Raw genomic sequence first — 26,528 nt, 5'->3', positions numbered from 1 at the left:
AGGAGATTTCGAAAGAATGTTAGAGAAATTAAAGGCAGAGGTTTACGATGCCAACATGCAATTACCGAAATTAGATCTGGTTACGTTCACTTGGGGGAACGTTTCCGGTATCGACCGTGACCGGGGCTTGTTCGTTATCAAGCCTTCCGGGGTCGACTACGACGACTTGAAGCCTAGCGACATGGTCGTGGTGAACTTGAAGGGTGAAGTCGTTGAAGGGGACATGAACCCTTCCAGCGATACGCCAACCCACACGGTGCTGTACAATGCCTTCCCGAATATCGGGGGTATCGTTCACACCCACTCACCTTGGGCCGTATCCTTTGCGGCGGCTAAGATGGACATCCCAGCCATGAACACCACGCACGCGGACACGTTCTTCACAGACGTTCCCGCTGCGGATGCGTTGACTAAGGAAGAAATCGAATCCGACTACGAAGGGAACACGGGGAAGACCATCGTGAAGACCTTCAAGGAACGGGGCTTGGATTACGAAGCCACGCCAGCAGCGCTAGTCAGCCAACACGGTCCCTTCGCTTGGGGTCCGACGCCAGCCAAGGCGGTCTACAACGCTAAGGTGTTGGAAGTCGTTGCGGGTGAGGATTACCACACCCTCCAGTTGACTCGGGCAAACTCCGAGTTGCCACAGTACCTCTTGGATAAGCACTACTACCGGAAGCATGGGGCCAACGCCTACTACGGTCAAAACAATGCGAAGTCTAAGGATCACGCTGCGCGCGAGTAGTTTCAATTCAATCAATCTAACAACTTTTTAAAAGGAGTGTTTCTGTTATGTTATCAGTTCCAGATTACGAGTTTTGGTTTGTTACCGGTTCACAACACCTGTATGGTGAAGAACAATTAAAGTCCGTTGCTAAGGATGCCCAGGACATTGCCGACAAGTTAAACGCTAGCGGCAAGTTGCCTTACAAGGTGGTCTTCAAAGACGTCATGACCACGGCCGATGGCATTACCAAGTTCATGAAGGAAGTTAACTACAACGACAAGGTTGCCGGTGTGATTACTTGGATGCACACGTTCTCCCCAGCTAAGAACTGGATCCGGGGGACCGAACTGTTGCAGAAGCCATTGTTGCACTTAGCAACGCAATACTTAAACAACATCCCTTACGACACCATTGACTTTGATTACATGAACTTGAACCAAAGTGCCCATGGTGACCGCGAATACGCCTACATCAACGCCCGGTTGAAGAAGAACAACAAGATCGTTTACGGCTACTGGGGTGACGAAGACGTGCAAGAACAGATTGCACGTTGGGAAGACGTTGCCGTTGCTTACAACGAAAGCTTCAAGGTTAAGGTTGCCCGCTTTGGTGACACCATGCGGAACGTGGCCGTTACGGAAGGCGACAAGGTCCAAGCACAGATTCAAATGGGCTGGACGGTCGACTACTACGGAATTGGTGACCTGGTTAAGGAAATCAACGCGGTCTCCGATGCCGACGTGGACAAGGAATACGCTGACTTGGAATCCCGTTATGAAATGGTTCAAGGCGACAACGATGCGGAAACTTACAAGCACTCCGTTCGCGTTCAATTAGCCCAATACTTAGGGATCAAGCGGTTCTTGGAAAAGGGCGGTTACACGGCCTTCACCACCAACTTCGAAGACCTCTACGGTATGGAACAATTACCTGGCTTAGCTGCCCAACTCTTGATTCGCGACGGCTACGGCTTCGGTGCTGAAGGTGACTGGAAGACGGCTGCCTTGGGTCGGGTCATGAAGATCATGTCCCACAACAAGCAAACGGCCTTCATGGAAGACTACACGCTGGACCTTCGGAAGGGCCACGAAGCCATCTTAGGGTCACACATGTTGGAAGTTGACCCATCGATTGCCAGTGACAAGCCACGGGTTGAAGTTCACCCATTGGACATTGGTGGTAAGGCGGACCCAGCACGGTTGGTCTTCACGGGTTCTGAAGGTGACGCTATTGATGTGACGGTTTCAGACTTCCGGGACAACTTTAAGATGATCGGTTACGCCGTTGACGCCCACAAGCCAGAAGCTGAAACGCCTAAGCTGCCAGTTGCTAAGCAACTCTGGACGCCAAAGGTTGGTTTGAAGCAAGGCGCCTTAGCTTGGATGCAGGCCGGTGGTGGTCACCACACCATGCTGTCCTTCTCCTTGACGGAAGAACAAATGGAAGACTTTGCGACGATGATGAACATGAACAAGGCGTTCATCAAGTAGCTTTAGTTGCCAGCAGTGGCCGTCCGGGTCGCCGATAAAACGCTAATCAAACAGGCAGGAAACTCTCGTGTGGGGAGCTTCCTGCCTGTTTTGCGTAGTGCGTTAGGTGACTGAAAAATGAGGATATAATATGTAGAAAACGGTTACGACTGACGACGGTGAAAGATGGTCCCATCGACGGCTAAGTTGAGCAGCAGCAAGACGACCACCGACCAGAGATGCCAACCGTAGATGATTAGGATCCCGTACGTGGAGAAGGCTAGGAAAATCCCGGGAGTGATCCAAGCGTGAGCGAAGAAGTGGGGATAGTCGACCCGAAAGTCGTCAATTAGCGTTTGTAATAGGGCGTAAGCCATTAAAAGGAGTAGAATCAAGAGAAATTGGGGCATAGGGTGACCCACCTTTCTAAGTAAAATGAATTATCTTCATCATACGAGGACGGAGAAAGGAATACCAGAGTTTCATCCTAGCCGTTGCAAAAGGGAAAGCAAAGCTGGTCATATTCTGCGTTGGGGGCATAAAGGAATTAATGACCGGATGAATGGTTAAAAAAAGAGCCCGGACAAAGTGTCCAGACTTCTTCGATGCTGTCACGATATCGGGTTGACTAGCTACCTTGGTTTCAAACTCGATACAAGTGTTACGCCATAAAAATCCAGCCGCCCATTGCGACGATTCCTAAGGCCACCACTGAATAGATCAGGGTCAAGACGTGTCCGTCATGATCCGTCTTGGTCTTAGGTAGGACTTGAACCAACATAAAAATTAACAAGCAGATGCCGATAACCGCGATGAGTGTCCCCGTCATCATGTTCTTGGCTAACATCATAACTCCCCCTTTATTTCTTCTATTATAACCAGTTTTGCCGGGAAAGTGGGGGATGTGACCCTGGGTTTAAACAATATGTTAAAATAAAACTCATATAGGGAGCGCTGGGTAACGGAACGTCATCGTCGCGATTGCCCGGCGTCCAGATGACGGAAGAAAGGAAGCAACTACCATGGACTTAACTTGGTCGGTCACGACACCGGTGACCAGCTTGAAGCGATTTTTAGCACAACAGGGGGTCAGCCACCGGGTCTTTAATGACCTCAAACGACAGGGTATTATTCGCGTCAACGGACAAGTCGAGACGCCGGCTGTGGCACTCCACGTGGGTGATCAGGTCATGGTGTCCCTTCCCGCTGAAACAGCTGACCCGGCAGTGGCCGTGAGTTCTGAGCCTATTACGGTTCTTTTCCAGAACCGGGATTGGTTGGTGATCGATAAGCCGGCCGGACTGAACGTGGTTCCGGGACCGGCGAACCGGACGGATACCTTGGTCAATCGCATCAAGGGCTACTTGATTGCTGAGGGGGCGGAGAATCAAGTGCCCCACATTGTGACCCGGCTGGACCGCTTCACCAGTGGACTGGTCTGGGTCGCCCGGCACCGGTTGGCCAATAGTCTGGCCAGCCAGCTTCAAGCGCAACACGCCGTGCAGAAGCGATACTTGGCGGTGGTCAGTGGGCAGTTGCCCGCCGACCATGGCCTGATCGACCAACCCTTAGCCTCGGATCCTACCGGGTATAACCAGATGGTCTCACCAGCGGGAAAGCCCGCTAAGACGGAGTATTGGGTGCAACAACGGTTTCCTCAGGCCACGGTCGTGAAGGTTCAACTGCACACGGGACGGACGCACCAGATTCGGGCGCACTTCGCGTGGTTAGGGTATCCGCTGATTGGTGACGCCCTTTACGATGGTCCGGAAGTTGCGGGGATGCAACGACAGGCGCTCCACGCAGCCAGCCTGCAATTTACGGATCCCTTTGGCGGCCAAGAGCGGCACTTTACCAGTCCCGTTCCGACCGATTGGCAGCAGTTGGTCACTAAGCTAGAGCAGACGACAGGAGGGCAACAGGCATGACAGAAACCATGAGTGACGTGACGTGTTTGGTAGATGGGGAAACCATCTCTTTGGAATCCGCCTTACAGCTCGCAGAGTTGGAGACGGACTTGCGGAATCGCATCAAGCGGGACCATCCGCGGGCGAAGACCACGGACTATATCTGTGGACACCACCTCTTGAAGTACCGCTTGGAGCGGGTGGATGCGATGATCAATGCGGATCTCAAACAAACTAAGAAAATCAACCAGAAGTTGACGCGGGCCTTGCAGAGCGATGATTACGATATTATTGATGTGAACGAAGTCTTATCGGATAACCTGACGTTTGGTCAGAAGGTTTCCGACGATGTAGCCCGCTTTGGCGGTTCTTGGGGCTTTATCTTCATTTTTATGTTCGTGCTACTAGGGTGGATGCTGGTCAACGGGTTGCACCTCTTTGGGGTGAACTTTGACAACTACCCCTACATTCTGTTAAATTTAGTACTTAGCTGTGTGGCCGCGATTCAGGCGCCCATCATTATGATGAGCCAGAACCGCTCGGCGGACCGGGACCGGATGATGGCCGAAAACGACTATCACGTGAACCTGAAGTCCGAACACGAACTACGATTACTCCATGCGAAAGTGGACCATCTGGCGCAGAACCAGGTGCCCCACACCATGGAAGTTGAACGCTTCCAATTGGAAATTCTAGGTGAGATTCGCCAAGAACTTGCGGAATTACGAGAGGCGGCGCAGAAGACGCCACCAGCACGGTAACACGAAGGGAGTCCCACGATGCGTACTTGGATTACAGCGAGCACCCTGTTCTTAGTTGGCCTACTCTGCGGTCACCGAGCAGCTGGTAGATTAGGGCACTAAGCGTGACTTGGCAAATCCGTTGACAATTCTTTAATCCTCCGTTAATCTAGTGATGGAACTAGAGAAATGGAGGATTTTTTGTGATAATTCGTGAAGCTCAACCGGTGGACGCCCCTCAGATAGCGCCACTGATGAACTTGATCTATGATGAAATGGCTCTGACCGACCTGGAAGACGTTCCGGGCCCCGACTTACTGAAGGTCATCACGGCGGCGTACCGCAACCCGACATACCTGTCCGGTGCGGCAACCACGGTGGTGGCCGAGGCCGATGGCCAAGTCGTGGGGGTGGCCTTTGGCTATCCTGGAGAACGAGAAGAGATCGTAGATGATGTGATGGCAGATCTGACCGCGCAGAGTGCGGCTTTTGACGAACCGTACGAAGCGGAATCCGAAACCAGCGCAGGTGAGTGGTACTTGGACTCCCTGGCAGTGGATCCGAACTATCAAGGTCACGGGATTGGTCGGCAGTTGTTACAAGCTCTGCCGTACTACGCCCGGCGTGATCGTCAAGCGGTCATTGGGTTGAACGTCGACCGGGAGAACCCGGGCGCTTTTCGCCTGTATGACCGGATGGGTTACCAGGTTACGGGGACCCAGATGATTGGGGACCACGTCTATGACCATATGCAACTCGAGATTGGTAAGCCAATCAGTGTGATGAACTAACTTTAAACGTGAAGGCGCTCGGCGACTGACCGTGGCGCCTTTTTAGCTGTCATCTGATGGACGCCTGGAGCGTCATAAGGAGGAAAAACGACCATGAAAGACCAGTTACAATTAGGCGATGATGAATTTGCCAAGATGATGTTGGTGCTGAAGCAACCGGTAACGCAAGCGAACCACAAGGAGTTTAAGTTCCTAGACGGGGAGATGCAGGAGATTGCGCCGGATATCTGGGCCATGCCAGCTTACATGACGGCAGACGATGACTTTACCATGTTCTTCTTGACCACGCAGATCGAGTCGGGAGAGACCGTGGTGGCGTTTGCGACCGGTGAACAGGATGAACAGAACTTCCGCTTGAGTGCGCCCATGATTACGGGGGAAGGCTTGAACGTGTTGAACGCCCAACAACCGGACCGGGCCAAGCGGGTTCTGAAGTTCTTGAACGATATCTCGCGGGCCGATGAAGGCAACTGGCGGATGGTCGACAGCGAAGACTAGTCCGTTAAAACATGCTAACCAAAGTAGTCGTGACGGTCATCTGCCTTGTCTGGCCGTCCGCTCGGCTTACAGTCGTGTAACCATATCGGAACACGATTTACCAACAGGCCGTGGTCCCCAAGCGTATTGTTGATTCGAAACCTAATGGGGCTTGCCTGATTATTGGGTTTTAGCAGGCACACATGTTGTTCAAACATTAGGAAACACTGTTTGGGGGGACTGCTACAGTCTGCTCCTTGGCTAAACGTAGGAAAGGCGTCTGGACAAACGTCCAGACGCCTTTTGCATGCTTAACGATAACGCTACGGTGCTGAAATCTGCGACCAAAGGCAGCCAGCTCCGCTTTTTGTGCCACTCCAAACGATCAGTTAAGCGATTCAACGGTCAGTGGGCCAGGTGACTAACCAATCTGGAAGTATCGCAAGACCGCCATGGCCATGATGCCCACGACCACCACGGCCAATAAGCTCTTGGTAAGGATGCCGGCTAACGTTGCGGGAATCGCGGCGTAGCAGTTGGCGAGGTTGAGGGTCGCCCAGTGTCCCGGATGGGCGACGAAGAGGTTCTGACAGCACAGCGCGGTCATGATGGCGATGGGGACAAAAGTCAGAAAATCGATCACGCCGGCGGGGAGCTTAAATTTTTTCAAAAGGGCGAAAGGGAGGACCCGGGACAGTAACGTGACGGCGCCACATCCCAAGACGACCCAGAGTTCCGTTAAGGTCAATGACATCGCTTCATCTCCATTCCGAACAAACAGCCCACAATCGTGGCCCCCAAGAGCGATAAGTTGGCGTCGAGAACCCGAATCATGAGATAATAACTTAAGGCCACACAAGCCATCACCAGGAGTTGGCGGGTCATTCCCAGGTGGCGGTCACTGATCAATTGGAGGTAGACCAGGCCGATGAACATGGCGGTCAGGGCGAAGTCAAAGCCGAACTGGTCGGGGTTGGGAATCAAACCACCTAGGATGGCCCCGATGATGGTCGAACCGCCCCAGACTAAGTAGGCGACCCAGTTCGCCGCGTTCTGCCAAGCGTAGCTTAACCGCCCCTGAGTGTGGTTCTGCTTGTTCATGGCTAAAGCGAAGGTCTCGTCGGTGACCAGCGCACCCAGCATCAGGTTCTTGCCTAAGGATTCGTGGCGGAAGTAGCGCGCGAGGCTGGTGCTCATAAGGATCATCCGGGAATTAACCAAAAACGTGGAAAAAATAATGGCGGATAGCGGATTCCCGGCCAGGAGCATACTAGTGATGATGAACTGAGCCGACCCGGCGTAGACGATAAAGGACAGCGCGGCCACCATCAGAAGGCTGAGGTGGCTGGTGTGGGCAACGATCCCGAAGGCTAGGCCCACACCGATGTAACCGAAGACGGTGGGCAGGACGTCTTTCAGGACAGCCCGAAACGTGAGGTCTGGGGTCATAGGCAGGACTCCTTTCGTAAAGAAATGGTCAATTTAGTCCATTACTAATGGGTTAAAAACTAGTCTACGCTTACCCTAAATGGGGGTAAAGACTCCTGCCAAAATTAGTGTAAAAAATTGGTAAAAAAAGTTAGCGTGGAAGGGTTGCTTTTTCAAAATAGCGGTTGTATGATACTCTCATTGATAAAAAAGCAGTAAAGAAAGTGGGGTAGTGACGATGAAGATGAACTTAACTGAATTGGCGCAATCAGCGCACGTTGACAAGCAGCGCGTAGAGGAGTACGTCAAGAACGGATTATTGGGGACCGACCACTCGGCAACGGAATTCGATGACTCCGATCTGTATTGGATCGATATGATTCAATGCTTTCAGGATAACGGCACGTCTTTGAGTGACTTATCCGGCTTAATGCCGCGTTGTCGGCAAGCCCAGGCCAAGATGACTCAGGTCTAGCTGACTCAAACCAAGAAGATGATTAGCGGCAGGCGATAGGCCTCCGCTATTTTTTTGGCTTCTAAGCCGCATGCATTGCGGTCGATCACTAAGGATACAGGAAAAGGCGGGTCCCCCAGAAGTTGATGGGGGACCCGCCTTTTCGTCGTTAACCCGTTAAATGCTGGGTTAGCCTTGTTTAATTTGGGTAATCAGTTGTTGCATGGCTTGCGCTTGGTACGCGGCCGTGGCTTGTTGGATGACCTTTTGCCGTTGAGCGGCACTCATGGTCGGATCCTTAGTCATGGCAGCCATCACTTGCTTTTGAACATAGGCTTTGGCGGCCTTCTTTTGTTGGGCCTGGTAGGTCTTAGACTGCGCCTTCTTTTGCAGTTGCTTGGCCTGTTGGGTACTGAGGACCGTCCAATTCCGGTTCAGGTAGATCGTATTGTGTTCCTTGACGTATTGGTGACCGTTATCGGCCAGGCCGAACCAGAACTTGTAGGCTTTCGACTGGTATTCCCGGTAAGTCTTTTGGGTCACAATCCGGTTCTTACCCGTGGTCCGTTTGACCGTGTTGGTCGTGGTGACCTTAGCCGTCGTGTGGTGCGTCTTTTTCGCGTTGGCGCTGGTCTTGTAGACGTAGACCCGGTGCTTATCAGCAGTTCCCAGTGATTGGTAGATCATCATGGGCATCTGCTTGGAAGGAGAGGCCGAGTAGATGGTCTGAGTCGTAGTGGTGGTGACGTTATGCAGGCCATAGTGGTCGCGGTCATTCTTCACGATGAAGACGCCACTGACACCCATGACCAGAATCAAGCCTAGGGTGATCAGGTTACTGAGTACGCGGTTGGACATGTAGACGTAGCAGACGAAAGCTCCGATGACCGCTAAGATTAAAAGAATCACAATCATTCTGCGGCACCTCCTTTAGCCATTGCCGGTTCACTATCAGCAACGTGAGTGGAGTGGTTGCTGCCCTTTAAGAACATCGCCACAATTAAAGCGACGACACTGAAGCCGATGGCGATCCAGAAAGCAGCGTGGTACCCCGACAGAGTCGCGTTGATTGCGTGATCGGCGTAAGCCAATGGATTCGTGGTCAAGAGGTGCTTAGCTGGCATCTGGTTCTTAGTCACGTTAGTCAAGACACTGACCAGCAGCGCCGTCCCCACGGAACTGGCGACTTGCCGTTGGGTGTTGTTGACCGCCGTCCCGTGGCTGATTAAGTTCATGGGTAAGGCGTTCATCCCGGCAGTGGTTGCAGGCATCATGACCATGGCAATCCCGAACATCCGAATGGCGTAGAGGACCACGATGTACATGGTGGCTGAATCCTTAGTCAGCCAGGCAAACGGTAACGTCCCGGCCGTTAAGAGGAACATCCCCATTAAAGCCAGACGCTTGGCGCCGAAGCGGTCAAATGCGCGTCCGGTAATGGGACTCATAATCCCCATCATTAGGGCTCCCGCTAAGAGGGTCAACCCGGAGTGGAAGGCCGACATTCCCTTGACCATTTGTAGGTACAGCGGAATAACCATTTCGACCCCGACCATGGCCATCATGACCACGGAACTCAGGATGGCAGAGACCGTGAACTCCTTAGACTTGTAGACCCGGAAGTTCAGGAATGGGTCGTCCATCTTGAGTTGCCGCCAGATAAACAGGGCAACGAAGATGACCCCGACAATCAGCGTCGAGAGGACCTTGGTGCTGCCCCAGCCGTTGTCCCCGACGGAGGAGAAGCCGTACAGCATGCTCCCGAACCCAATCGTAGAGAGTAAGACGGACAGGAAGTCTAACGGTGACTTTTCAGTTTCCAGAACACTACGCATGATCCAGAAGCTGGCAATGATCACGACGGCGACGATGGGGATGATCATCCCGAATAAGTCCCGCCAAGTTGCGTTATCGATGACCCACCCAGACAGGGTCGGGCCAATCGCTGGGGCTAAACCGACAACGATTCCGGCTAGTCCCATGGCCGTTCCCCGTTTGTTGGCGGGGAAGATCGTTAGCATCATGGTTTGCAGGAGCGGCATCGAGATTCCGACCCCCACGGCCTGAATCAACCGCCCGATTAACATCATCGGGAAGTTGATGGCGGACCAGCAGATGATGGTCCCGGCTAAGAAGATGGTCATGGCCCCGATATAAAGCCACTTAGAACTGATACTGTTGATCAGCCAAGCGCTGATGGGGATCATGATCCCGTTGACCAACAAGAACCCCGTGGTCAACCATTGAACAGTAGATGTCGAAACGTCGAAAGCCTTCATTAAGGTTGGAAAGGCGGTCGACAGAATCGTTTGGTTTAAGACGGTACAAAAACTTCCAATCAATAGAAGCGCCACCAGTAAGCCCCGGTTATAGGACTTACCGTTGGTATCAATTGCTTTTCCCAAATTAATTCCCTCTTTATCCTAAAAATTATTTCTGGAACAAATATACGCAGATTGAGCTCCTTTGTCAACTAGCTTGACAACCGTTTTAGAAAATATATACTGTTTGGAGAAAAGTAAACAATAAGATGAAATAATTTTACAAGATTCACAAGTGCTTTCATCCGGATAAGCTGGGTGTTGGCCAATTAAAGGACTAAGGTGGTCGCCGTGTTAGAAAACGATGTTGCTAATTTTTTAAAAAAAGTGCCAATTGATGAAATGATCCTGGGAATCGGGGATGTTGCCCGGGTCACGGGGGTCTCGACCAGTCAGCTGCGGTACTGGGAACGTAAGGGGTATATCCAAAGTTCAGAATTAACGGAGGGGGGCAACCGCAAGTTCTCCTATAAAACTGTGATTCAGGTCAAGCAGATCAAACAGTTTCTCGACCAAGGGTATACGTTGAGCAGTGCCGTTGCCCGGGCCCGTAAGCGCGGTGTTTACGCGGAGGTCTTACACTCCTTCTTCGAACAGCGGTTCATTCGGCTGACGGCCGATGACCACCAGGAGACAATCGATCTGGGAATCTTTGACCCGGAACCGGCTTATCACCTGGTAGCGTATCGCCAGGATAACAGTTGGCGATTTCGCTTGGATCCGGCTAAATAGGGGCCCTTTTCGTTGTGCAACGGCGACGAGAATGGTAGGCTAAAGTTATGGCGGAGTTCAGTCGGTGGCAGTAAAGACCTTCGATGCTGATCGATCTTCTGGCTGGATTAGCAGTCAATCATGTTGTTTAACGTGTTGTAACTAGGCGAATAACCATATGTAATAGCGCGTATACTTGCGCTTGGACTACGCTAGTCATAGGCTAACGTAAGCGATCGTAACTGAAATGACGTGTTTTTGAAAATTAACTTGCTTTGATTTTCGACTCGCCATCGGTTGCCGCCATAGGCTCCTCTCGAAGTTTAGAAGGTTCTTCGGGAGGGGCTTTTTCTATGGCGGGATGGCCCGTTAAATGAAAAATAACCCATAAAATGAGAAAAGCATGTGAACCGCTATCCCTTGATATTCCTTACTTTTGGTTAGTTTGAACGATTAGCCCGAAAAAAGTTGATTTCAATGGCTTGTTTTTTCAATCGAACGTGTTAAGATTGCTAAATCGTTTAAATCAATCACATGAAGGATGGTGTTACACATGCTGTTACGACAAGCTACGATGGCGGATTTGCCACAAATTGAAGCAATTATTCGGGACGGCCGGCAACTCTTGGCGGCTCAGGAAATCGACCAATGGCAGGGAACTTATCCCAACACGGCGGTCTTAGTCGACGACATTCACCAGGGGTGGACGGTCGTGCTGGAGGAAGACCAGGAGATCTTAGGCACTGCCGCGATCATTCCTGGCGTTGATCCAACGTACCAACAAATTGAAGGTCAGTGGTTGACCAAACAGGCGCCGTACTTAGCGATTCATCGCGTAGCAGTATCGGCCCACCATCACGGTCGCGGGTTAGCTGGGGAATTATTCCAGCGGTTATTTGCGCAGATTGATCAGGCCGAAACCATCGAAAGTATTCGGATCGACACGCATCCGCAAAATATGGCCATGCAACACATTATTAAGAAGAACGGCTTTACGCCGACGGGAAAGATTGACTTGTCTGGGATGGGGCCAGAGATGTCTGGGGTTAAAGACTTTGCCTATGAACGGGTAACGGCACACGTGAAGCCAGAACACCTGATCCAACCAACTTGGGCCTAGTTGGGACGAAGCGCTTCCAACTAACCGGACTTATAATGAAGTGATTCAATTCAAAAGACAGCCTGCTAAGCGGAATTTTCTGTGAGCAGGCTGTCTTTTTTAGCTTGTGCGAGCTGACTGGGTGGGCTGAAGCGTAGTGATTTTCCTCCTAAACGTTAGGGGAGAAGTGGGGCTGGTTTCCCGCCTCCACCGTCATTTTTTATGATTTACGGGGAACGGGTTCAGGGAACCCCAACACTGACTTTTCTTTCGCCCTAAACTCTGTCATAATAGAGGCATGTTTGGTAACGGAGGCGAGACTAGTGGAGAATAAAAGTTTGGCAGGTGGCCGCTTCCTATTAGTGACGGTACTGAATGTCGTGATTACGGTATTCGAGTTGCTAGGTGGCTTACTATCGGGGAGCCTTTCCTTATTATCCGACGCTTTTCATAACTTGGGGGATGCCGTTTCGGTCGTCTTGAGTTACGTGGCCCACCGCATTGGTCGGCGGCGCCAGACACGGCAGAATACGTTTGGGTATCGCCGGGTCGAGATTTTGACGGCGCTCTTGAATGCCGGCGTTTTGATTCTGATTTCGGTGATCTTGGCGGTTGAGGCGGTTCGCCGACTATTAGCGCCGGAACCGGTCAAGGGTGACGTGATGTTGCTGGTGGCAATCGTCAGTTTTGCAGCGAACTTGCTGTCGACGATTCTCTTGAATCACGGAGCGAAGCATAACTTGAACATTCGGGCGACTTACTTGCACCTCTTGAGCGATGCATTGGCTTCCATCGGGGTCATCATTGGGGCGATTCTGATCACCGTTTGGCAGATCAGCTGGGTCGACCCAACGATTACGATTTTGGTGGCCGGCTACATCGTCTATGAATCGTGGCCCATCGTGAAGCAGACCTTTGCCATCTTGATGGAAGGGGCGCCCAAGCTGGATTATGACGCCATTGCTCATGATATTTGTGCGCTGCCGGAGATCAAAGGCGTTCATCATTTGCACGCTTGGCAGATCGACGAGAACAACTTGGTTTTTTCGGTCCACGTGAACATGCAAGACCTGCCGTTAAGCCAGATTGAACCGGTCTACCGGCAGATTGAGGCCCTGTTGTGTCATAAGTACAACGTAAATCACGTCACGATTCAGGCGGAGTGCTACCGGGGGAAGGACGAATCCCTCTTTTATAAGCAAAATGATTGGCGGCACGACTAGTCCTTGGTTACCAACACGTTGATGGTAAGAAACACGATTTAGATGAGGTGAACGACGAATGACTCCGATGAAGGAGGACTATTTAAAGATTATTTTCGAACTAGGCGGTCGGCAAAAGAAGGTTTCTAATAAGCAAATCGCCATTAGTTTGAATATTGCGGCGGGCTCCGTGACCGAAATGGTCAACAAGATGGCCGCCGAAGGACTCGCGGAACACACCCCGTACGCGGGTATCTCGTTAACTAGCAAGGGTATTCGATTAGCGGAAGATCTGGTGCGCAAACACCGAATCTGGGAAGACTTCTTGATTGAGAAGCTAGGCTACGCGTTGCCCGACGTTCACGATGAGGCTGAAGTGTTGGAACATGTGACCAGTCCCAAGTTGATCGATGCGCTGGATGACATGCTAGGTCATCCCACGCATTGCCCGCATGGTGGCGTTATTCCGGACCGTTCCGGACACTACCACGAGGACAGTCACACGGTGTTGAACGATGCCAAGGATGGTGACGTGGTCACGGTCGACCGGTTTATCGATAACCACGACCTATTGACCTACTTAGGCGACTTGAAGCTCGACATTGGGGACCAATTAAAGGTCTTGAAGCACGACCCATTCGAGGGCCCCGTGACGGTGCAGAACCTCACGGACGATGCGCAGTTGATTGTGAGTTACAAGGCTGCCCACTATATTTTTGTGAAGTAAATGATCAGCTAACCCGCGTTCGAGAGGCCTTCTCGGACGCTTTTTTGGGTTCTACGGGGCAGATTTTAACGGATTCGTTATTTTCCCCGTAGCGGTCCCGGCGTATAATAAATTAAAAACTTTATGAAAACAGGAGGCGGTCGCATGCAGTCGTCGAAGGACCGCGATCAATTGATTTTACATACGGCGTTGACAGCCGGACGCATCATGATCGAGAATGGCTCGGAGATCGAACGGGTGGAAGATACCATGGCACGGATCGCGAAGAATGCCGGAGCACGGACCAGTCAACTCTTCGTGATGATTACCGGGATCCTGATGGCCATCAACGGGGAAGTGGGCGCGCAGATTGAACCCGTTAAGCGGCGGACCTTTGACTTGGAAAAGATTTCGGTGGTCAATGACCTCTCACGTAAGTTTGCGACGCACGACATCACGTTACAGGAATTCGCAGATCATTTGGACCATCTAGATGCCACCAGTAAGTACTTCCCGTTCTGGGTTCAGGTTATTGCAGCGGCCCTGGTCAGTGGACCGTTGGAAGTGGTCTTTCGGCATAACCTGCCAGACTTTTGGATTACCTGCGTTGTGGGGACGTTGGGCTGGATCGTGTATTACCTGTTAAGTAAGTACGTTCGGATTCGCTTCCTGTCCGAATTTGCGGCGGCGGTGGTCATTGGCCTGCTAGCGGTCTTGGGGACCCAACTGGGATTGGGGAACAATGCCGACGACATCATTATCGGTAGTGTGATGCCACTGGTTCCGGGCGTGCCCATTACCAACTCGGTCCGGGACATCTTGGCGGGGAACCTAGTGAGTGGTCCCGCGCGTGGCGTGGAGGCGCTAGTCAGTGCCGCCGCCATCGGGTTTGGCATCGCCATGGTTCTACAATTCTGGTAAGGGGGTCTCAGCATGACCGTGATTGAATTTGTGATTGAAGTAATAGGGACCTACGTGGCCACGATTGCCTTCGGGGTCCTCCTGAACATCCCCCGCCGGGCCCTGAATATGGGCGGGTTGATTGGGGTCCTGGGCTATCTGGTCTACCGGTTCATCGTTCTGTGGGGCGGCGGCTACGTGATTGGCAACCTGTTAGGGGCCGTGGTGATTGGCGTGGCGTCCTTGCAGGCGGCTCGCTGGAAGAAGATGCCGATGATTCTTTTTAACATTCCGGCGTTGGTCCCGTTAGTGCCCGGGGGTCAAGCCTACGAGATGATCAAGAACTTTGCATTGGGGCAGAATAATCAGGCCCTGGTCTTCTTGTTGCAAGTGGTGATGATTTCTGGTGCCATTGCGTTTGGCTTTTTGTTGTCTGAATTGGTTAATCGCTTGCGGCAACGGGTTTGGCGGCAACATAAGCGTTTTTAAACAATTGTTAACCTGACTTCCGTTTAGAAAAATGGGGTTGGGGTGGTATACTCAATTGCGAGGGATTTTAGACTTAGAGACGACGAAAGGAATCTATTATTATGATGCTTTTTAATCGGGATCGGGACCGGCCCTGGAAATTTGGTCTCACCACGATTCTTTTTTTGATTCTGGCTTTTTACGTAAAGGCGCAAAATGCTTACGTGGCTTTTTTGGACTCATCGGTAATCGATGTGGTGCAAAAGGACCAGTCTAACGGGAGAATGTTGTTCTGGCGAGGTGTGGCCACGTTGATGGAGCCCAAGATGATCATCGTGTGGACAGTGATCTTGGCGTTCCTGTTGTGGGGATTCAAGTTCAAGATTCCGGCAGTCTGGTGCCTGGCGACTTTAGCCGGCGGTGACGTGGTGGCCTACGTGGTCAAGGACCTGGTGCAACGGGCCCGGCCAGCCGGTCATTTGGCCATCGATAACGGGTACAGTTTCCCCAGCGGGCACGTCTTTGGGACCTTCTTGTTGATGGCGATGATTTGGCTGATTTTGATTCCCATGATTGCAACGCCGTGGCGGGCCTGGTTGGTGCGCCTGATTGTGATCGTCTGGATCATCATGGTCATGATTTCGCGGATCTACGTGGGTGCACATTTCCCAACGGATACGATTGGTGCCTTATTATTGGCTTACCTGTGGTTGCAAGTTGCCCAGGGGCTGTACATCCGACTCGCGCCGGTGATGAAGCGCTGGCCGTTATTGACCCATTCAGAACTTTAGCAAAAAAATCGCTCGTGGTTGTCGGTGGACAATCACGAGCGATTTTTGCCTTAGTGAAGCTTTAGTTGAGGTCGGCCAGCCATTCGGTCGCGAGGTCGATCCAGTGAGCAACGTGAGGCAGGTTGCTTCCCGGCTTCCACGCGGTCACTTGGTTGGCTAAGGCCAAACCGTGAGGACCGTTGTGGAAGATGTGCAATTCAGTGTCCACGCCATGAGCCAGCGAGGCCTGCACGTAGGCTAGCGTGTTTTGCACGGGGACCAGTGGGTCGTTGGCGGTGACCCAGGCAAAGGTCGGCGCGTTTTGTGCGGTAACGCGTTGATCTGCGGCAATCTGAGCGGGGTCATCCGTCCACTGGGCTAGCGTGGCGGCGTCGTTAGGGAAGCCAGCTTGTGGGGTAATCACGGGGTAACCCAGAAGAATTGCGTGGGGGTGAATCTGCGTGGGGGTGGTCCCGGCCAGTTGGTTCAAGTGGTCGGTTGCCCAGAGATCGTTGAAGAGGGCCACGATATGTCCCCCTACGGAGAAGCCGGCGACGTTGATGTGGGCGGCATCGATCTGCCAATCCGCCGCATGTTCGCGCAGATTAGCCACGCTCCGAGCCAGCTCGACGACTGGTGCGGGAAGCAGCGGCTTTTTTTCGCCAGCAAAACTGTACCGTAAGAAGAAGGCTTGGTAGCCCCGCGCAAACCAGGCCATGGCGAGATCTTCAGCTTGCTGTTCCGGAATGTGCGTGTAAGAACCGCCGGGAACAATGATCATCGCCGGATAGGTGGCTTGAGGTGCGTCTTGACGCAGATAACCGCGTAGGTAGGCTTGAGTATCAGCGCCTAAGGATTGCGTAATGATTTGCATGGAAAAACCTCCTGATTTTAATTAAAGTGAACCAGTACTATGGTATCATTGTACCGCATCTAAAGCGGAACGAAAGGGACGGTGAGAGAATGCATCCAGAATTGACGACGCCGCGGTTGCGTCTGAGTCCGTTAACGGAAAGTCAGTTAACGGACTACCGGGAACTACTGACGGATCCCGCTGTGGCCGGTCCGGCCGGGCTGAGTCTGCCGGTCTCTACGCGACGCGTGACGGCAAGTTTAGCGGCTGATCGGCAACAGCCCGTGCATTACGGCATCGTTTGGCCGGCGACAAATCGACTGATTGGGACCTTGATTGGTTATCCGCACGTGGAAGCAACGGGGGCTCCCAGCCCGCGGGCCTTAGATGTCGGGTACCTGTTAGCACCGGAGTTTTGGGGCCGTGGGTTGATGCCCGAGGCCCTAACGGCTTGGCTAACGGCACTGCCCCGGCAATTCCCCCAGGTCACCACGGTCTGGGCGACGACCTTGGCCACCAATACGCGTTCACAGCGGGTTTTAATTAAGTCAGCGTTCGAATTGATTGACGACCAAATGATGGCGCCTAATGCCGTTACTTGGGGCTTAGTCCGGCATTGCTTGTACCGCTATCAGTTAACTGAATGAGAAAACCATGAGGAAATCTAAGATTTGGGCTTGCAATGCAATTAGGGGATGGGTATACTACAAGTATCGAATAGAAGAGGCGCGGTCAACAAGAGTCGCATTTTGGAGGTGGGTACCACCGATGAAAAAATGTTAAAGGGGCGATCGCCGAAACTCACGGTGAGCTATCTAAGCTGTGGGTTGGGGCCTGATTCAACAAATCAGGGACTGTCGTAGCCGATAGGGTTACGGGGCGCTTTCAACGATATTGACTTGGATCTGTGACTTCCAAATCTCTTTCGCAAAGCAATTTGTGGAAGAGATTTTTTAGTACCCCTGGTCGTTTCGAGAAGGTCCTTCTATACACAGAAGGAGGAAGTTTTTATGGAACAAAGCATGGTGAATGCAACAACGAGCAAGGCGTCGGATTCAGTTAAGCGGGGTCTCAAGACGCGACATGTCTCGATGATTGCGTTAGGTGGTTGTATCGGTACTGGATTATTCGTTGCCAGTGGGTCGGCGATTTCGACGGCCGGACCTGGTGGGGCGTTAGTCGCCTATACGGCGATGGGCCTGATGGTGTACTTCCTGATGACCAGTTTAGGAGAAATGGCGACCAACATGCCGATCTCCGGATCATTCGCCGCTTATTCAGCTAAGTACGTTGACCCGGCTTTAGGGTTTGCGATGGGCTGGAACTACTGGTTTAACTGGGCAATTACGGTCGCCGTGGATATTTCGACGGCAGCGTTGGTCATGAAGTTTTGGCTTCCCGGGGTCCCAGGGTGGATCTGGAGTTTACTGGCGTTAGTGATTATTGTGACCATTAACGCGTTATCCGTTCAGGCGTTCGGGGAAACCGAATTCTGGATGTCGCTGATTAAGGTGGTCACGATCTTCGTCTTCTTAGCCGTTGGGTTAATGACCATCGTGGGTATCATGGGCGGCAAGGGTCCTGGCTTGAGCAACTTCACGTACAAGCAAGCCCCATTCGTGGGTGGCTTCCCAGCCATCTTGAGTGTCTTCGTGGTCGCCGGGTTCTCGTTCCAAGGAACGGAACTGGTCGGAATCACTGCGGGAGAATCCAAGGATCCACAACACAGTGTGCCTAAGGCCATCAACCAAGTCTTCTGGCGGATTATTTTATTCTACATTTTAGCTATCTTTGTCATCGCCGCTGTTTTACCTTACACCAGTCATGATCTGTTAGGGTCTTCTGCTAGTGATGTGGCCATCAGTCCCTTCACGTTGGTCTTCCGGCGTGCCGGGTTGGCTGCTGCGGCTAGTGTGATGAACGCCGTTATCTTGACGTCCGTCATCTCCGCGGCCAACTCTGGGATGTATGCCTCAACGCGGATGCTGTACTCCCTGTCTAAGGAAGGGTACGCACCACACTTCTTGGAACGGACGGGTAAGAACGGGATTCCTTACTTTGCTTTGATTGCAACGACCATCGTGGCTGCCTTGACGTTTATTAGTAGTATCGCGGGACCTCAGATCTACCTGTGGTTAGTGGCTGCTAGTGGGTTGACTGGATTCATTGCTTGGTTCGGGATTGCGTTGTCTCACTTCCGGTTCCGTCGGGCATTCATCAAGCAAGGTCACCAATTATCTGAATTGAAGTACCATGCAAAGTGGTTCCCATTCGGACCAATCCTGGCATTGGTTCTGTGTGTGGCTGTGATCGTGGGTCAAGATCCACAATCCTTCTTCACTGGGAACTGGGAACAAGTTCTGGTCACTTACATCAGTGTACCGTTAGTCTTAATCCTGTTCATTGGGTACAAGCTGAAGAAGCACACTAAGCTGATTCCGTTGGACAAGGTCGACGTTTCCCCCGTACACAAGGACGGGACGTTGAAGGACGACGCTGCGGCTGAACAAGACCAAGGCTAGATAAAACAAAATGAAGCATGAGCGGTTGCCCGGGAAGCCGGTGCGACCGCTTTTTAGTCTGCTGGTTAGCCAATGCTTGTGATGTGACGGCCGGAAAATTTCTACGATATATTGTCTTTTAGGCGTCCGGTTGGTACAATATGTGGTGTTGCTTTTTGGCAGTGCACAAAGGCACTGTATCGGGATAGAATTAAAGGAGAGATCGCATGCTTGTATTATCGGGAACTATCGGGGCTGGAAAGACGAGTCTAACCAGTTTATTGGCAGAACACTTACACAAACCAGCATTTTATGAATCGGTGGATGACAACAAAATTTTGCCACTATTCTACAAGGATCCCCAGAAGTATGCTTTCTTACTGCAGATCTACTTTTTAAACAAACGACTGGACAGCATCAAGGCGGCGAATGCTGACCGGGAAAGCGTGATGGATCGCTCGATCTTTGAAGATTCCTTACTCTTCCACTTGAACGCCGATCTGGGACGGGCCACCAACACGGAAGTGGACATTTACGATTCCCTGTTGCGGAACATGATGCAGGAATTGCCAGAAGCTACTTACCGGAAGAACCCGGACCTGTTGATCCACATCAACATCTCGTTTGAGACCATGTTGGAACGGATCAAGAAGCGGGGTCGTTCTTACGAGCAGATTGCCAATGACCCGAGCCTCTACGATTACTACAAGGAATTGGATCAACGGTATACGGATTGGTACGCCAACTACGACAAGTCGCCGAAGATGCAGATCAACGGGGATGCACTTGACTTTGTCGAAGATTCCGCTGCCCGGCAACAAGTTTTACAATTAATTGATGAAAAGATTGCAACGCTCTAGTGTTGTCACGCCGGGGAAAATGCGGTATGATGAGCGTAACTTATTAAACACGGGTGCCTATTAAGTAGACGGTCAGAGAAGTGGGGAAGCTGTGAACCACGACGTCGAAGATTCCAGCACTAAAATAGTGGGCAGGTAATGCTGCACGGTGCAAACCGTTATCATGTTCAAGGGTATCACTGGGCGACCAGTGGTGAACTTGGGTGGTACCGCGAAGGTCTTCGTCCCATGTGACGAGGGCCTTTTTTGGTCTCACCGACTACCAGAAGGGAGTAACACACATGCTAGATTTAAAGTTGATTCGCCAAGAACCGGATTTTATTAAGGAAAAGTTGGCTACCCGGGGCGTTGACCCGGCCGATATTGATGATTTGTTAGCCATGGACGCTCAGCGGCGGGAATTGATCGTGAAGAGTGAGACCATGAAGGCGCAACGGAACAAGGTTTCCGACGAAATCTCCCAGTTAAAGCGGAATAAGCAGGATGCTGACGACAAGATTACGGAGATGCGGCAGGTCAGTGGGGACATTAAGAAGATCGATGCCCAATTGGATGACTTGAAGGCCCAGGTTCACGACGCTGCAGCGCACTTGCCTAACATTCCTAATGACAACGTTCCAGTTGGTCTGACGGAAGACGGTAGTGTTGAAATCCGTAAGTGGGGGGAGAAGCCTAACCTGGACTTCACGCCAAAGCCTCACTGGGAAATTGGGGAAAATCTGGGGATCTTGGACTTTGAACGGGGGGCGAAGGTCTCTGGGAGTCGTTACCTGTACTACATGGGCTTAGGGGCTCGGTTAGAGCGAGCAGTCTATAACTTCTTCTTGGACCAAAACACGGCCGCTGGCTTTAAGGAAGTTCTGCCACCTTACATTGTGAATGACGATTCGATGTACGGAACGGGCCAATTCCCGAAGTTTAAGCAAGACGTTTACCAATTAAAGAACGAAGAAATGACGCTGATTCCTACGGCCGAAGTGCCATTGGTCAACTACTACCGGGATGAAGTGATTCCTGAAGAGGACTTGCCAGTCTGGTTTACGGCGTTGACGCCCGCTTTCCGTTCTGAAGCCGGGAGTGCCGGCCGGGATACCCGGGGGTTGATTCGGTTACACCAGTTCAACAAGGTTGAAATGGTGAAGTTCTGTAAGCCAGAAGATTCCTGGAATGAATTGGAGTCCCTGACTAAGCACGCTGAGGACCTCTTACAGAAGTTAGGGTTGGCCTACCATGTAATTACCCTGACGACTAGTGACATGAGCTTTACGGCGGCGATGACCCATGATTTGGAAGTCTGGTTCCCAGAACAAGACACGTACCGGGAAATCTCGAGTTGCTCGAACACGACGGACTTCCAGGCACGTCGGGCACATATCCAGTACCGGGACGATAAGGGCAAGTTGCAGTACGTTCACGCGTTGAACGGATCAGGACTGGCTGTGGGTCGGACGGTTGCAGCGATTTTGGAAAACTACCAAAACGCCGATGGTTCCGTCACGATTCCAGAAGTTCTGGTTCCTTACATGGGTGGCGTCACCAAGATTACCAAGTAAAAATACGTTATGCACGGTCGGAAATTCGTTTCCGGCCGTTTTTTTGGCCTTTTTTGCAAAAAAATGCAAAAAAGGGGTAGCTTTTTATTCAGGGTTACGCTAGAATAATAAATGTTGTTGAGGGAGTAGTTATTCAACTAGCGGATATTTATTCAAAAAAGATATTCAAAAAGTTGTTGACAGCTTCTAGATGGCATGGTAAATTAGAATAGTTGTTGTGAGCGAGTTCCATTACATCAAAACATTTGAAAGTCTTCCGAATATTTATTCAAAAAGATTTCAAAAAAGCTGTTGACAAGCTTCACACGACATGGTAAATTATAATAGTTGTTTCAAACGAGTTATTGATTAATTCGATTGAACGTTATGGAGGATTAGCTCAGTTGGGAGAGCGTCTGCCTTACAAGCAGAGGGTCACAGGTTCGAGCCCTGTATCCTCCATCGGGACTCCGGTTCCTGTGGAACCATCGTCACTACGCAGGTGTGGCGGAACTGGCAGACGCGCTAGATTTAGGTTCTAGTGTCTTATGACGTGGGGGTTCGAGTCCCTTCACCTGCATTAGGATTACAGCAAAATATGTTCCTTAATATTTTGCCGACTTAGCTCAGTTGGCAGAGCATCTCACTAGTAATGAGGAGGTCGGAGGTTCGAATCCTCTAGTCGGCATGGCACCATTAATTTAATAGCCAATGCGGAAGTAGTTCAGTGGTAGAACATCACCTTGCCATGGTGGGGGTCGCGGGTTCGAATCCCGTCTTCCGCTTTAACACCCTTTGCCGGGGTGGCGGAATTGGCAGACGCACAGGACTTAAAATCCTGCGGTCAGTGATGACCGTACCGGTTCGATCCCGGTCCTCGGCATTTAACTGAATAGTTATTATTTGCACCCATAGCGCAATTGGATAGAGTGTCTGACTACGAATCAGAAGGTTGTAGGTTCGACTCCTACTGGGTGCATTTTTGTTGCTTAGGTTTTACCTAAGGACTTATCGGGAAGTAGCTCAGCTTGGTAGAGCACCTGGTTTGGGACCAGGGGGTCGCAGGTTCGAATCCTGTCTTCCCGATTGACTCGTCAGAGTCGTTGCATTATGATAAATACAGGTTTTGTTATCGGGAAGTAGCTCAGCTTGGTAGAGCACCACGTTCGGGACGTGGGGGTCGCAAGTTCAAATCTTGTCTTCCCGATTTTTTAGACCTTAAACCAACATAAACTTAAGTGGGTCCTGGCTTTCCATCGAATCGTTTGGAAGCCGGGGCCTTTTTTGGTATCATGGATTACCAGAGCTTTCAGTTGCTACTTTGCTGCCGTCTCCGCTGAACGTTAGGCTGATAGGCGGGACTAGCCCTTGCAAAATAGGCGCTTTCCTATCATCTTGGCCCAAAAGAAGCTACTATATAAGTAGGGCTTTAGAAGCAAGAAGCTCGGCGAACGACTGCTGGAAAGACGAATCAATTGCTTTTCTACTGGAAGTTCGTATAATATTAGTCAATATTAGTCAAGAAAACTGCGCAAAGGGGTGACGATAATGGAGAATCAAAATATTTCGGATATTATTGAAGCTTACCTCAAGCAGATCCTGGCTGATTCCCAGGAGGTTGAGATTCGGCGCTCAGAAATTGCGAACCAATTTAACGTGGTTCCCTCCCAGATCAACTACGTGATTAAGACGCGCTTTACGATCCAGGATGGGTACGTGGTACGTAGTAAACGGGGCGGCGGTGGCTACATTCGAATCGAAAAGGTGAAATTACTAGATAACCTAGATTTCATTGATTCACTAGTGACGGCCGTGGGTGATCAGATTACGCGCCATGACGGGTTAGCAATTGTCCGGAGCTTGTTTGAAGCGGGCTCAATCAATCGGCGAGAGGCCAACATTATGTTGGCGGCGATTGATAAAAGCGCCATTAATACTGGGAGCCGCGAGGTGGATGAACGCATCCGCGCTCGGGTATTAATCTCAATCCTCGACCACCTACGTTACGAGAGTTAAGAAAGTGAGGAGTTGCAATGGATAACCTATTTACACCCAGTGCTAAGAGCGTACTCGTTCTCGCACAGGAACAGGCCAAGTATTTTAAGCATCAGGCGGTGGGTACTGAACACCTGCTGCTAGCCCTCACCATTGAAAAGAACGGGATCGCCAACAAGGTCTTACAGCAGTTTTCAGTGACGGACGACGATGTTCGTGAAGAAATTGAACGCTTTACGGGGTATGGCACCTTAGCCAGCACGGACCAAGACAGTTACTTGCCATATTCGCCCAAGGCAAAAGCCATGTTGGCGATGGCCGGGGACGAAGCTAAGCGTTTGGGCGCCACTAAGATTGGGACGGAACACTTGTTGTTAGCTTTGCTGAGTGACGAGACGATTCTGTCATCCCGGATTTTAAAGAACTTAAACGTTGATTTGACCAGTGCCCGCAAAGTCGTTTTGCGGAAGCTGGGGATTGCCGATACGCCTAAGCGGCGGAACGATAGCCGTTCTCGGCGGGCGGCCGCTCAAGGCGGGACGCCGACCTTGGACTCCTTAGCCCGGGACTTGACCCAGGCTGCTAAGGAAGGTCGGATGGACCCCACGGTTGGGCGCGATAAGGAAGTTAAGCGGGTCATTCAGATTCTGAGTCGCCGGACCAAGAACAACCCCGTTTTGATTGGGGAACCCGGTGTCGGGAAGACGGCGATTGCCGAGGGCTTGGCCCAACGAATCGTTGCGGGAGACGTGCCGGAAGATATGCAACAGAAGCGGCTGATGATGCTCGATATGGGGTCGTTAGTTGCCGGAACCAAGTACCGTGGTGAATTCGAAGACCGCCTGAAAAAGGTGATTGAAGAAATCTATAACGATGGTCACGTCATTCTCTTTATTGATGAATTGCACACCCTGATTGGAGCTGGTGGTGCCGAAGGGGCAATTGATGCCTCGAACATTTTGAAACCAGCTTTGGCTCGAGGGGAACTGCAAACGATCGGGGCGACGACGTTAGACGAATATCAGAAGTATATTGAATCTGACGCAGCGTTGGAACGGCGGTTTGCAACGGTCCAAGTTGACGAACCAACGTCAGCCGAAGCCTTACAGATCTTGAAGGGCTTACGACCACGGTACCAGGACCACCATCACGTGAACATCACGGATGAGGCCTTGGATCAAGCCGTGAAATTGTCCGTACGCTACATTAGCGACCGGTTCTTACCTGACAAGGCCATCGATTTGATGGACGAAGCGGCGGCTAAGGTCCGCATTGACCAGATGGACAAGCCAACGACGGCGTCAAAACAAGCCGCAGAGTTGACCCAACTGGCGAGTGATAAGGACGCGGCCATCGAACAACAAGACTTTGAGAAGGCCGCTCAGTTGCGGACGCAAGAAATCGCGTTGCGTGAGAAGATTGCGGCTAGAGAAGCCAAGGCAGCGGCGCAACCAGATGAGCCTAAGCATTATACCCTGGATGTAACGGGGGAAGATGTGGCACAGGTCGTGGCTGAATGGACCGGTGTGCCGTTGACGCAGCTCAAGCAAACCGATGCCGACCGATTGGTCAACTTGGAAAAGATCTTACACCAGCGGGTCGTTGGTCAGGATGAAGCCGTTTCGGCGGTGGCACGAGCAATTCGGCGTGCTCGTTCTGGCTTGAAGGATCCGAACCGGCCGATTGGGTCGTTTATGTTCTTAGGCCCGACCGGGGTCGGGAAGACGGAACTGGCCAAGGCGTTAGCCGCGGCGATGTTTGGTTCCGAAGACAACATGATCCGGGTCGACATGAGTGAGTACATGGAAAAGTATTCAACCAGTCGTTTGATTGGGTCGGCGCCAGGCTACGTGGGCTACGACGAAGGCGGACAGTTAACGGAAAAGGTACGGCAGAAGCCATACTCCGTGGTCCTGTTCGATGAAGTTGAAAAGGCCCACCCGGATGTCTTCAACCTCTTGTTGCAGGTCTTAGACGACGGGTACCTGACGGACTCCAAGGGTCGGCGGATCGATTTCCGCAACACGATTTTGATCATGACGTCGAACTTGGGGGCTACCAAGCTACGGGATGAGAAGACCGTTGGATTCGGGGCCACCGATATGGCCGATAATTACCACGCGATGGCGGATACCATTCGGCAGACGTTAAAGCAATCCTTCCGGCCAGAATTCTTGAACCGGATCGACGAAACGGTCATCTTCCATGCCTTGAAGAAGCCGGAACTGCATCAAATCGTCAAGTTGATGGCCCAGAAGATCGTACAGCGGGTCGCGGAACAAGATATCAAGTTGAAGTTCACGCCGGCAGCTATCGATGCCATCGCTAAGGATGGATATGACCCAGAGTATGGGGCCCGGCCATTACGGCGTGCGCTCCAGACCCAGGTCGAAGATCAATTGAGTGAGTCACTCCTGTCGGGGGACATCAAGACCAATGATCAAGTGACCATTGGGGCCACCCGGGGAAAGATCACGGTCAACGTAAAGCCGACCGCGACGCCTAAACCAGTGACGAATCACTAAACGATAACTAGCGGTATAGAGAATACCACGCGTCGATCTCGAGTTAGCGGGATTGGCGCGTGGTTTTGCGTTGAGAGGGGTCCTAAACTGTG

At 51.6% G+C, this 26,528-nt stretch carries 27 protein-coding genes, 8 tRNA genes and 1 riboswitch; of the genes, 28 read left to right on the top strand and 7 right to left on the bottom strand.

From position 1 onward, the window contains the following. Positions 1 to 16: 16 nt before the first annotated feature. Positions 17 to 745: an L-ribulose-5-phosphate 4-epimerase gene (locus FD30_RS09280; RefSeq protein WP_024746832.1), complete on the top strand. Its 729-nt coding sequence runs from the start codon at positions 17 to 19 to the stop codon at positions 743 to 745. A gap of 47 nt (positions 746 to 792) precedes the next feature. Next, a complete protein-coding gene (gene araA, locus FD30_RS09275) occupies positions 793 to 2,217 on the top strand; it encodes an L-arabinose isomerase (protein WP_056944789.1) in 1,425 nt (474 codons plus the stop codon). Positions 2,218 to 2,360: 143 nt separating this feature from the next. On the opposite strand, the gene FD30_RS09270 is transcribed toward araA, so the two are convergent. Together FD30_RS09270 and FD30_RS09265 are read right to left on the bottom strand one after the other, a co-directional pair. Beyond that, positions 2,361 to 2,606, bottom strand: coding sequence for a hypothetical protein (locus FD30_RS09270; protein ID WP_056944788.1), 246 nt, complete (start codon positions 2,604 to 2,606; stop codon positions 2,361 to 2,363). Positions 2,607 to 2,857: 251 nt separating this feature from the next. Continuing rightward, complete coding sequence (locus FD30_RS09265; protein WP_024746835.1) at positions 2,858 to 3,043, bottom strand: hypothetical protein; 186 nt, start codon at positions 3,041 to 3,043, stop codon at positions 2,858 to 2,860. A 175-nt stretch (positions 3,044 to 3,218) separates the two neighbouring features. Between FD30_RS09265 and FD30_RS09260 the strand changes: the two genes are divergently transcribed. The 4 genes from FD30_RS09260 to FD30_RS09245 all read left to right on the top strand — a co-directional run bounded on the left by FD30_RS09260 (position 3,219) and on the right by FD30_RS09245 (position 6,132). Continuing rightward, positions 3,219 to 4,124 (top strand): RluA family pseudouridine synthase, encoded by a 906-nt coding sequence (locus FD30_RS09260; protein WP_056944787.1) that lies wholly within the window; start codon positions 3,219 to 3,221, stop codon positions 4,122 to 4,124. Continuing rightward, positions 4,121 to 4,864, top strand: a complete 744-nt coding sequence (locus FD30_RS09255; protein WP_082604878.1) for a DUF1003 domain-containing protein — start codon at positions 4,121 to 4,123, stop codon at positions 4,862 to 4,864. The genes FD30_RS09260 and FD30_RS09255 overlap by 4 nt, the downstream gene beginning before the upstream one ends. 233 nt (positions 4,865 to 5,097) lie before the next feature. Next, positions 5,098 to 5,634, top strand: coding sequence for a GNAT family N-acetyltransferase (locus FD30_RS09250; protein WP_051413252.1), 537 nt, complete (start codon positions 5,098 to 5,100; stop codon positions 5,632 to 5,634). Between the two features lie 93 nt (positions 5,635 to 5,727). Continuing rightward, complete coding sequence (locus tag FD30_RS09245) at positions 5,728 to 6,132, top strand: hypothetical protein (RefSeq protein ID WP_056944786.1); 405 nt, start codon at positions 5,728 to 5,730, stop codon at positions 6,130 to 6,132. 400 nt (positions 6,133 to 6,532) lie between these two features. Here the strand turns inward: FD30_RS09245 and FD30_RS09240 are convergent, their stop codons facing one another. Together FD30_RS09240 and FD30_RS09235 are read right to left on the bottom strand one after the other, a co-directional pair. After that, a complete protein-coding gene (locus tag FD30_RS09240; RefSeq protein WP_056944785.1) occupies positions 6,533 to 6,865 on the bottom strand; it encodes an AzlD domain-containing protein in 333 nt (110 codons plus the stop codon). Next, the gene (locus FD30_RS09235) at positions 6,856 to 7,560 is read right to left on the bottom strand and encodes an AzlC family ABC transporter permease (protein ID WP_056944784.1); all 705 of its coding nucleotides are present in this window, start codon (positions 7,558 to 7,560) and stop codon (positions 6,856 to 6,858) included. Before FD30_RS09235 ends, FD30_RS09240 begins: the two co-directional genes overlap by 10 nt. A 217-nt stretch (positions 7,561 to 7,777) precedes the next feature. On the opposite strand from FD30_RS09235, the gene FD30_RS09230 reads away from it, so the two are divergent. After that, the gene (locus FD30_RS09230; protein ID WP_024746842.1) at positions 7,778 to 8,014 is read left to right on the top strand and encodes a MerR family transcriptional regulator; all 237 of its coding nucleotides are present in this window, start codon (positions 7,778 to 7,780) and stop codon (positions 8,012 to 8,014) included. A gap of 168 nt (positions 8,015 to 8,182) precedes the next feature. Here the strand turns inward: FD30_RS09230 and FD30_RS09225 are convergent, their stop codons facing one another. Both FD30_RS09225 and FD30_RS09220 read right to left on the bottom strand, forming a co-directional pair. Beyond that, positions 8,183 to 8,908 carry a DUF4811 domain-containing protein gene (locus tag FD30_RS09225; protein WP_056944783.1) on the bottom strand — a complete coding sequence of 242 codons (726 nt, stop codon included), beginning with the start codon at positions 8,906 to 8,908 and terminating at the stop codon, positions 8,183 to 8,185. Further along, entirely contained in the window at positions 8,905 to 10,398 is a 1,494-nt protein-coding gene (locus FD30_RS09220) for an MDR family MFS transporter (RefSeq protein ID WP_056944782.1), read from the bottom strand. Before FD30_RS09220 ends, FD30_RS09225 begins: the two co-directional genes overlap by 4 nt. 243 nt (positions 10,399 to 10,641) lie before the next feature. Between FD30_RS09220 and FD30_RS09215 the strand changes: the two genes are divergently transcribed. From FD30_RS09215 to FD30_RS09185, 7 genes are all read left to right on the top strand, one after another. After that, positions 10,642 to 11,046: a MerR family transcriptional regulator gene (locus tag FD30_RS09215; RefSeq protein ID WP_235803263.1), complete on the top strand. Its 405-nt coding sequence runs from the start codon at positions 10,642 to 10,644 to the stop codon at positions 11,044 to 11,046. A gap of 532 nt (positions 11,047 to 11,578) precedes the next feature. After that, complete coding sequence (locus FD30_RS09210; protein WP_056944781.1) at positions 11,579 to 12,145, top strand: GNAT family N-acetyltransferase; 567 nt, start codon at positions 11,579 to 11,581, stop codon at positions 12,143 to 12,145. A gap of 302 nt (positions 12,146 to 12,447) precedes the next feature. After that, entirely contained in the window at positions 12,448 to 13,347 is a 900-nt protein-coding gene (locus FD30_RS09205; protein ID WP_056944780.1) for a cation diffusion facilitator family transporter, read from the top strand. 58 nt (positions 13,348 to 13,405) lie between these two features. After that, the gene (locus FD30_RS09200; protein WP_024746847.1) at positions 13,406 to 14,053 is read left to right on the top strand and encodes a metal-dependent transcriptional regulator; all 648 of its coding nucleotides are present in this window, start codon (positions 13,406 to 13,408) and stop codon (positions 14,051 to 14,053) included. A 144-nt stretch (positions 14,054 to 14,197) separates the two neighbouring features. Continuing rightward, positions 14,198 to 14,953: a threonine/serine exporter family protein gene (locus FD30_RS09195; RefSeq protein ID WP_024746848.1), complete on the top strand. Its 756-nt coding sequence runs from the start codon at positions 14,198 to 14,200 to the stop codon at positions 14,951 to 14,953. A gap of 12 nt (positions 14,954 to 14,965) precedes the next feature. Next, positions 14,966 to 15,421 (top strand): threonine/serine exporter family protein, encoded by a 456-nt coding sequence (locus FD30_RS09190; protein ID WP_034545019.1) that lies wholly within the window; start codon positions 14,966 to 14,968, stop codon positions 15,419 to 15,421. Positions 15,422 to 15,522: 101 nt separating this feature from the next. Then, positions 15,523 to 16,191 carry a phosphatase PAP2 family protein gene (locus FD30_RS09185; RefSeq protein ID WP_056944779.1) on the top strand — a complete coding sequence of 223 codons (669 nt, stop codon included), beginning with the start codon at positions 15,523 to 15,525 and terminating at the stop codon, positions 16,189 to 16,191. A 61-nt stretch (positions 16,192 to 16,252) separates the two neighbouring features. Here the strand turns inward: FD30_RS09185 and FD30_RS09180 are convergent, their stop codons facing one another. Further along, positions 16,253 to 17,044, bottom strand: a complete 792-nt coding sequence (locus FD30_RS09180) for a lp_1002 family arylesterase (protein ID WP_056944778.1) — start codon at positions 17,042 to 17,044, stop codon at positions 16,253 to 16,255. Positions 17,045 to 17,133: 89 nt separating this feature from the next. On the opposite strand from FD30_RS09180, the gene FD30_RS09175 reads away from it, so the two are divergent. The 14 genes from FD30_RS09175 (at position 17,134) to FD30_RS09110 (ending at position 26,436) form a co-directional block, all read left to right on the top strand. Further along, positions 17,134 to 17,670, top strand: coding sequence for a GNAT family N-acetyltransferase (locus FD30_RS09175; RefSeq protein WP_056944777.1), 537 nt, complete (start codon positions 17,134 to 17,136; stop codon positions 17,668 to 17,670). A gap of 66 nt (positions 17,671 to 17,736) precedes the next feature. Further along, positions 17,737 to 17,916: riboswitch (Lysine riboswitch) on the top strand. A gap of 117 nt (positions 17,917 to 18,033) precedes the next feature. After that, a complete protein-coding gene (locus FD30_RS09170) occupies positions 18,034 to 19,545 on the top strand; it encodes an amino acid permease (RefSeq protein WP_371862350.1) in 1,512 nt (503 codons plus the stop codon). A 206-nt stretch (positions 19,546 to 19,751) separates the two neighbouring features. Next, entirely contained in the window at positions 19,752 to 20,384 is a 633-nt protein-coding gene (locus tag FD30_RS09165; RefSeq protein WP_024746854.1) for a deoxynucleoside kinase, read from the top strand. 281 nt (positions 20,385 to 20,665) lie between these two features. Beyond that, positions 20,666 to 21,937, top strand: a complete 1,272-nt coding sequence (gene serS / locus FD30_RS09160; RefSeq protein ID WP_056944776.1) for a serine--tRNA ligase — start codon at positions 20,666 to 20,668, stop codon at positions 21,935 to 21,937. Positions 21,938 to 22,305: 368 nt separating this feature from the next. Next, positions 22,306 to 22,378: transfer RNA gene (locus tag FD30_RS09155), tRNA-Val, on the top strand. A gap of 36 nt (positions 22,379 to 22,414) precedes the next feature. Continuing rightward, positions 22,415 to 22,496: transfer RNA gene (locus FD30_RS09150), tRNA-Leu, on the top strand. 35 nt (positions 22,497 to 22,531) lie between these two features. Beyond that, positions 22,532 to 22,604, top strand: a tRNA-Thr gene (locus FD30_RS09145). 25 nt (positions 22,605 to 22,629) lie between these two features. Then, positions 22,630 to 22,701, top strand: a tRNA-Gly gene (locus tag FD30_RS09140). A gap of 12 nt (positions 22,702 to 22,713) precedes the next feature. Beyond that, positions 22,714 to 22,799: transfer RNA gene (locus FD30_RS09135), tRNA-Leu, on the top strand. 22 nt (positions 22,800 to 22,821) lie between these two features. Beyond that, positions 22,822 to 22,895, top strand: a tRNA-Arg gene (locus tag FD30_RS09130). Positions 22,896 to 22,928: 33 nt separating this feature from the next. Then, positions 22,929 to 23,002: transfer RNA gene (locus FD30_RS09125), tRNA-Pro, on the top strand. A gap of 47 nt (positions 23,003 to 23,049) precedes the next feature. Beyond that, a tRNA-Pro gene (locus FD30_RS09120) sits at positions 23,050 to 23,123 on the top strand. Positions 23,124 to 23,464: 341 nt separating this feature from the next. Continuing rightward, complete coding sequence (locus FD30_RS09115) at positions 23,465 to 23,932, top strand: CtsR family transcriptional regulator (RefSeq protein ID WP_024746856.1); 468 nt, start codon at positions 23,465 to 23,467, stop codon at positions 23,930 to 23,932. Between the two features lie 17 nt (positions 23,933 to 23,949). After that, complete coding sequence (locus FD30_RS09110) at positions 23,950 to 26,436, top strand: ATP-dependent Clp protease ATP-binding subunit (RefSeq protein ID WP_056944775.1); 2,487 nt, start codon at positions 23,950 to 23,952, stop codon at positions 26,434 to 26,436. Positions 26,437 to 26,528: the final 92 nt, after the last annotated feature.

The organism is Levilactobacillus namurensis DSM 19117, from assembly GCF_001434785.1.
GTDB lineage: Bacteria > Bacillota > Bacilli > Lactobacillales > Lactobacillaceae > Levilactobacillus > Levilactobacillus namurensis.
Note: the sequence above shows the minus strand (reverse complement) of the source record. Positions and strands in the feature narration are given on the sequence as shown.

Excerpts from the sequence above, each read along its gene's own strand:
- FD30_RS09210 (WP_056944781.1), top strand. The coding sequence starts at position 11,579 with ATGCTGTTACGACAAGCTACGATGGCGGATTTGCCACAAATTGAAGCA.
- serS (WP_056944776.1), top strand. The coding sequence starts at position 20,666 with ATGCTAGATTTAAAGTTGATTCGCCAAGAACCGGATTTTATTAAGGAA.
- FD30_RS09175 (WP_056944777.1), top strand. The coding sequence starts at position 17,134 with ATGCATCCAGAATTGACGACGCCGCGGTTGCGTCTGAGTCCGTTAACG.
- FD30_RS09240 (WP_056944785.1), bottom strand. The coding sequence starts at position 6,865 with ATGTCATTGACCTTAACGGAACTCTGGGTCGTCTTGGGATGTGGCGCC.
- FD30_RS09190 (WP_034545019.1), top strand. The coding sequence starts at position 14,966 with ATGACCGTGATTGAATTTGTGATTGAAGTAATAGGGACCTACGTGGCC.
- FD30_RS09245 (WP_056944786.1), top strand. The coding sequence starts at position 5,728 with ATGAAAGACCAGTTACAATTAGGCGATGATGAATTTGCCAAGATGATG.
- FD30_RS09225 (WP_056944783.1), bottom strand. The coding sequence starts at position 8,908 with ATGATTGTGATTCTTTTAATCTTAGCGGTCATCGGAGCTTTCGTCTGC.
- FD30_RS09235 (WP_056944784.1), bottom strand. The coding sequence starts at position 7,560 with ATGACCCCAGACCTCACGTTTCGGGCTGTCCTGAAAGACGTCCTGCCC.
- FD30_RS09185 (WP_056944779.1), top strand. The coding sequence starts at position 15,523 with ATGATGCTTTTTAATCGGGATCGGGACCGGCCCTGGAAATTTGGTCTC.
- FD30_RS09110 (WP_056944775.1), top strand. The coding sequence starts at position 23,950 with ATGGATAACCTATTTACACCCAGTGCTAAGAGCGTACTCGTTCTCGCA.
- FD30_RS09270 (WP_056944788.1), bottom strand. The coding sequence starts at position 2,606 with ATGCCCCAATTTCTCTTGATTCTACTCCTTTTAATGGCTTACGCCCTA.
- FD30_RS09255 (WP_082604878.1), top strand. The coding sequence starts at position 4,121 with ATGACAGAAACCATGAGTGACGTGACGTGTTTGGTAGATGGGGAAACC.
- FD30_RS09250 (WP_051413252.1), top strand. The coding sequence starts at position 5,098 with ATGAACTTGATCTATGATGAAATGGCTCTGACCGACCTGGAAGACGTT.
- FD30_RS09180 (WP_056944778.1), bottom strand. The coding sequence starts at position 17,044 with ATGCAAATCATTACGCAATCCTTAGGCGCTGATACTCAAGCCTACCTA.
- FD30_RS09115 (WP_024746856.1), top strand. The coding sequence starts at position 23,465 with ATGGAGAATCAAAATATTTCGGATATTATTGAAGCTTACCTCAAGCAG.
- FD30_RS09200 (WP_024746847.1), top strand. The coding sequence starts at position 13,406 with ATGACTCCGATGAAGGAGGACTATTTAAAGATTATTTTCGAACTAGGC.
- FD30_RS09260 (WP_056944787.1), top strand. The coding sequence starts at position 3,219 with ATGGACTTAACTTGGTCGGTCACGACACCGGTGACCAGCTTGAAGCGA.
- FD30_RS09165 (WP_024746854.1), top strand. The coding sequence starts at position 19,752 with ATGCTTGTATTATCGGGAACTATCGGGGCTGGAAAGACGAGTCTAACC.
- FD30_RS09280 (WP_024746832.1), top strand. The coding sequence starts at position 17 with ATGTTAGAGAAATTAAAGGCAGAGGTTTACGATGCCAACATGCAATTA.
- FD30_RS09265 (WP_024746835.1), bottom strand. The coding sequence starts at position 3,043 with ATGTTAGCCAAGAACATGATGACGGGGACACTCATCGCGGTTATCGGC.
- araA (WP_056944789.1), top strand. The coding sequence starts at position 793 with ATGTTATCAGTTCCAGATTACGAGTTTTGGTTTGTTACCGGTTCACAA.
- FD30_RS09170 (WP_371862350.1), top strand. The coding sequence starts at position 18,034 with ATGGAACAAAGCATGGTGAATGCAACAACGAGCAAGGCGTCGGATTCA.
- FD30_RS09195 (WP_024746848.1), top strand. The coding sequence starts at position 14,198 with ATGCAGTCGTCGAAGGACCGCGATCAATTGATTTTACATACGGCGTTG.
- FD30_RS09230 (WP_024746842.1), top strand. The coding sequence starts at position 7,778 with ATGAAGATGAACTTAACTGAATTGGCGCAATCAGCGCACGTTGACAAG.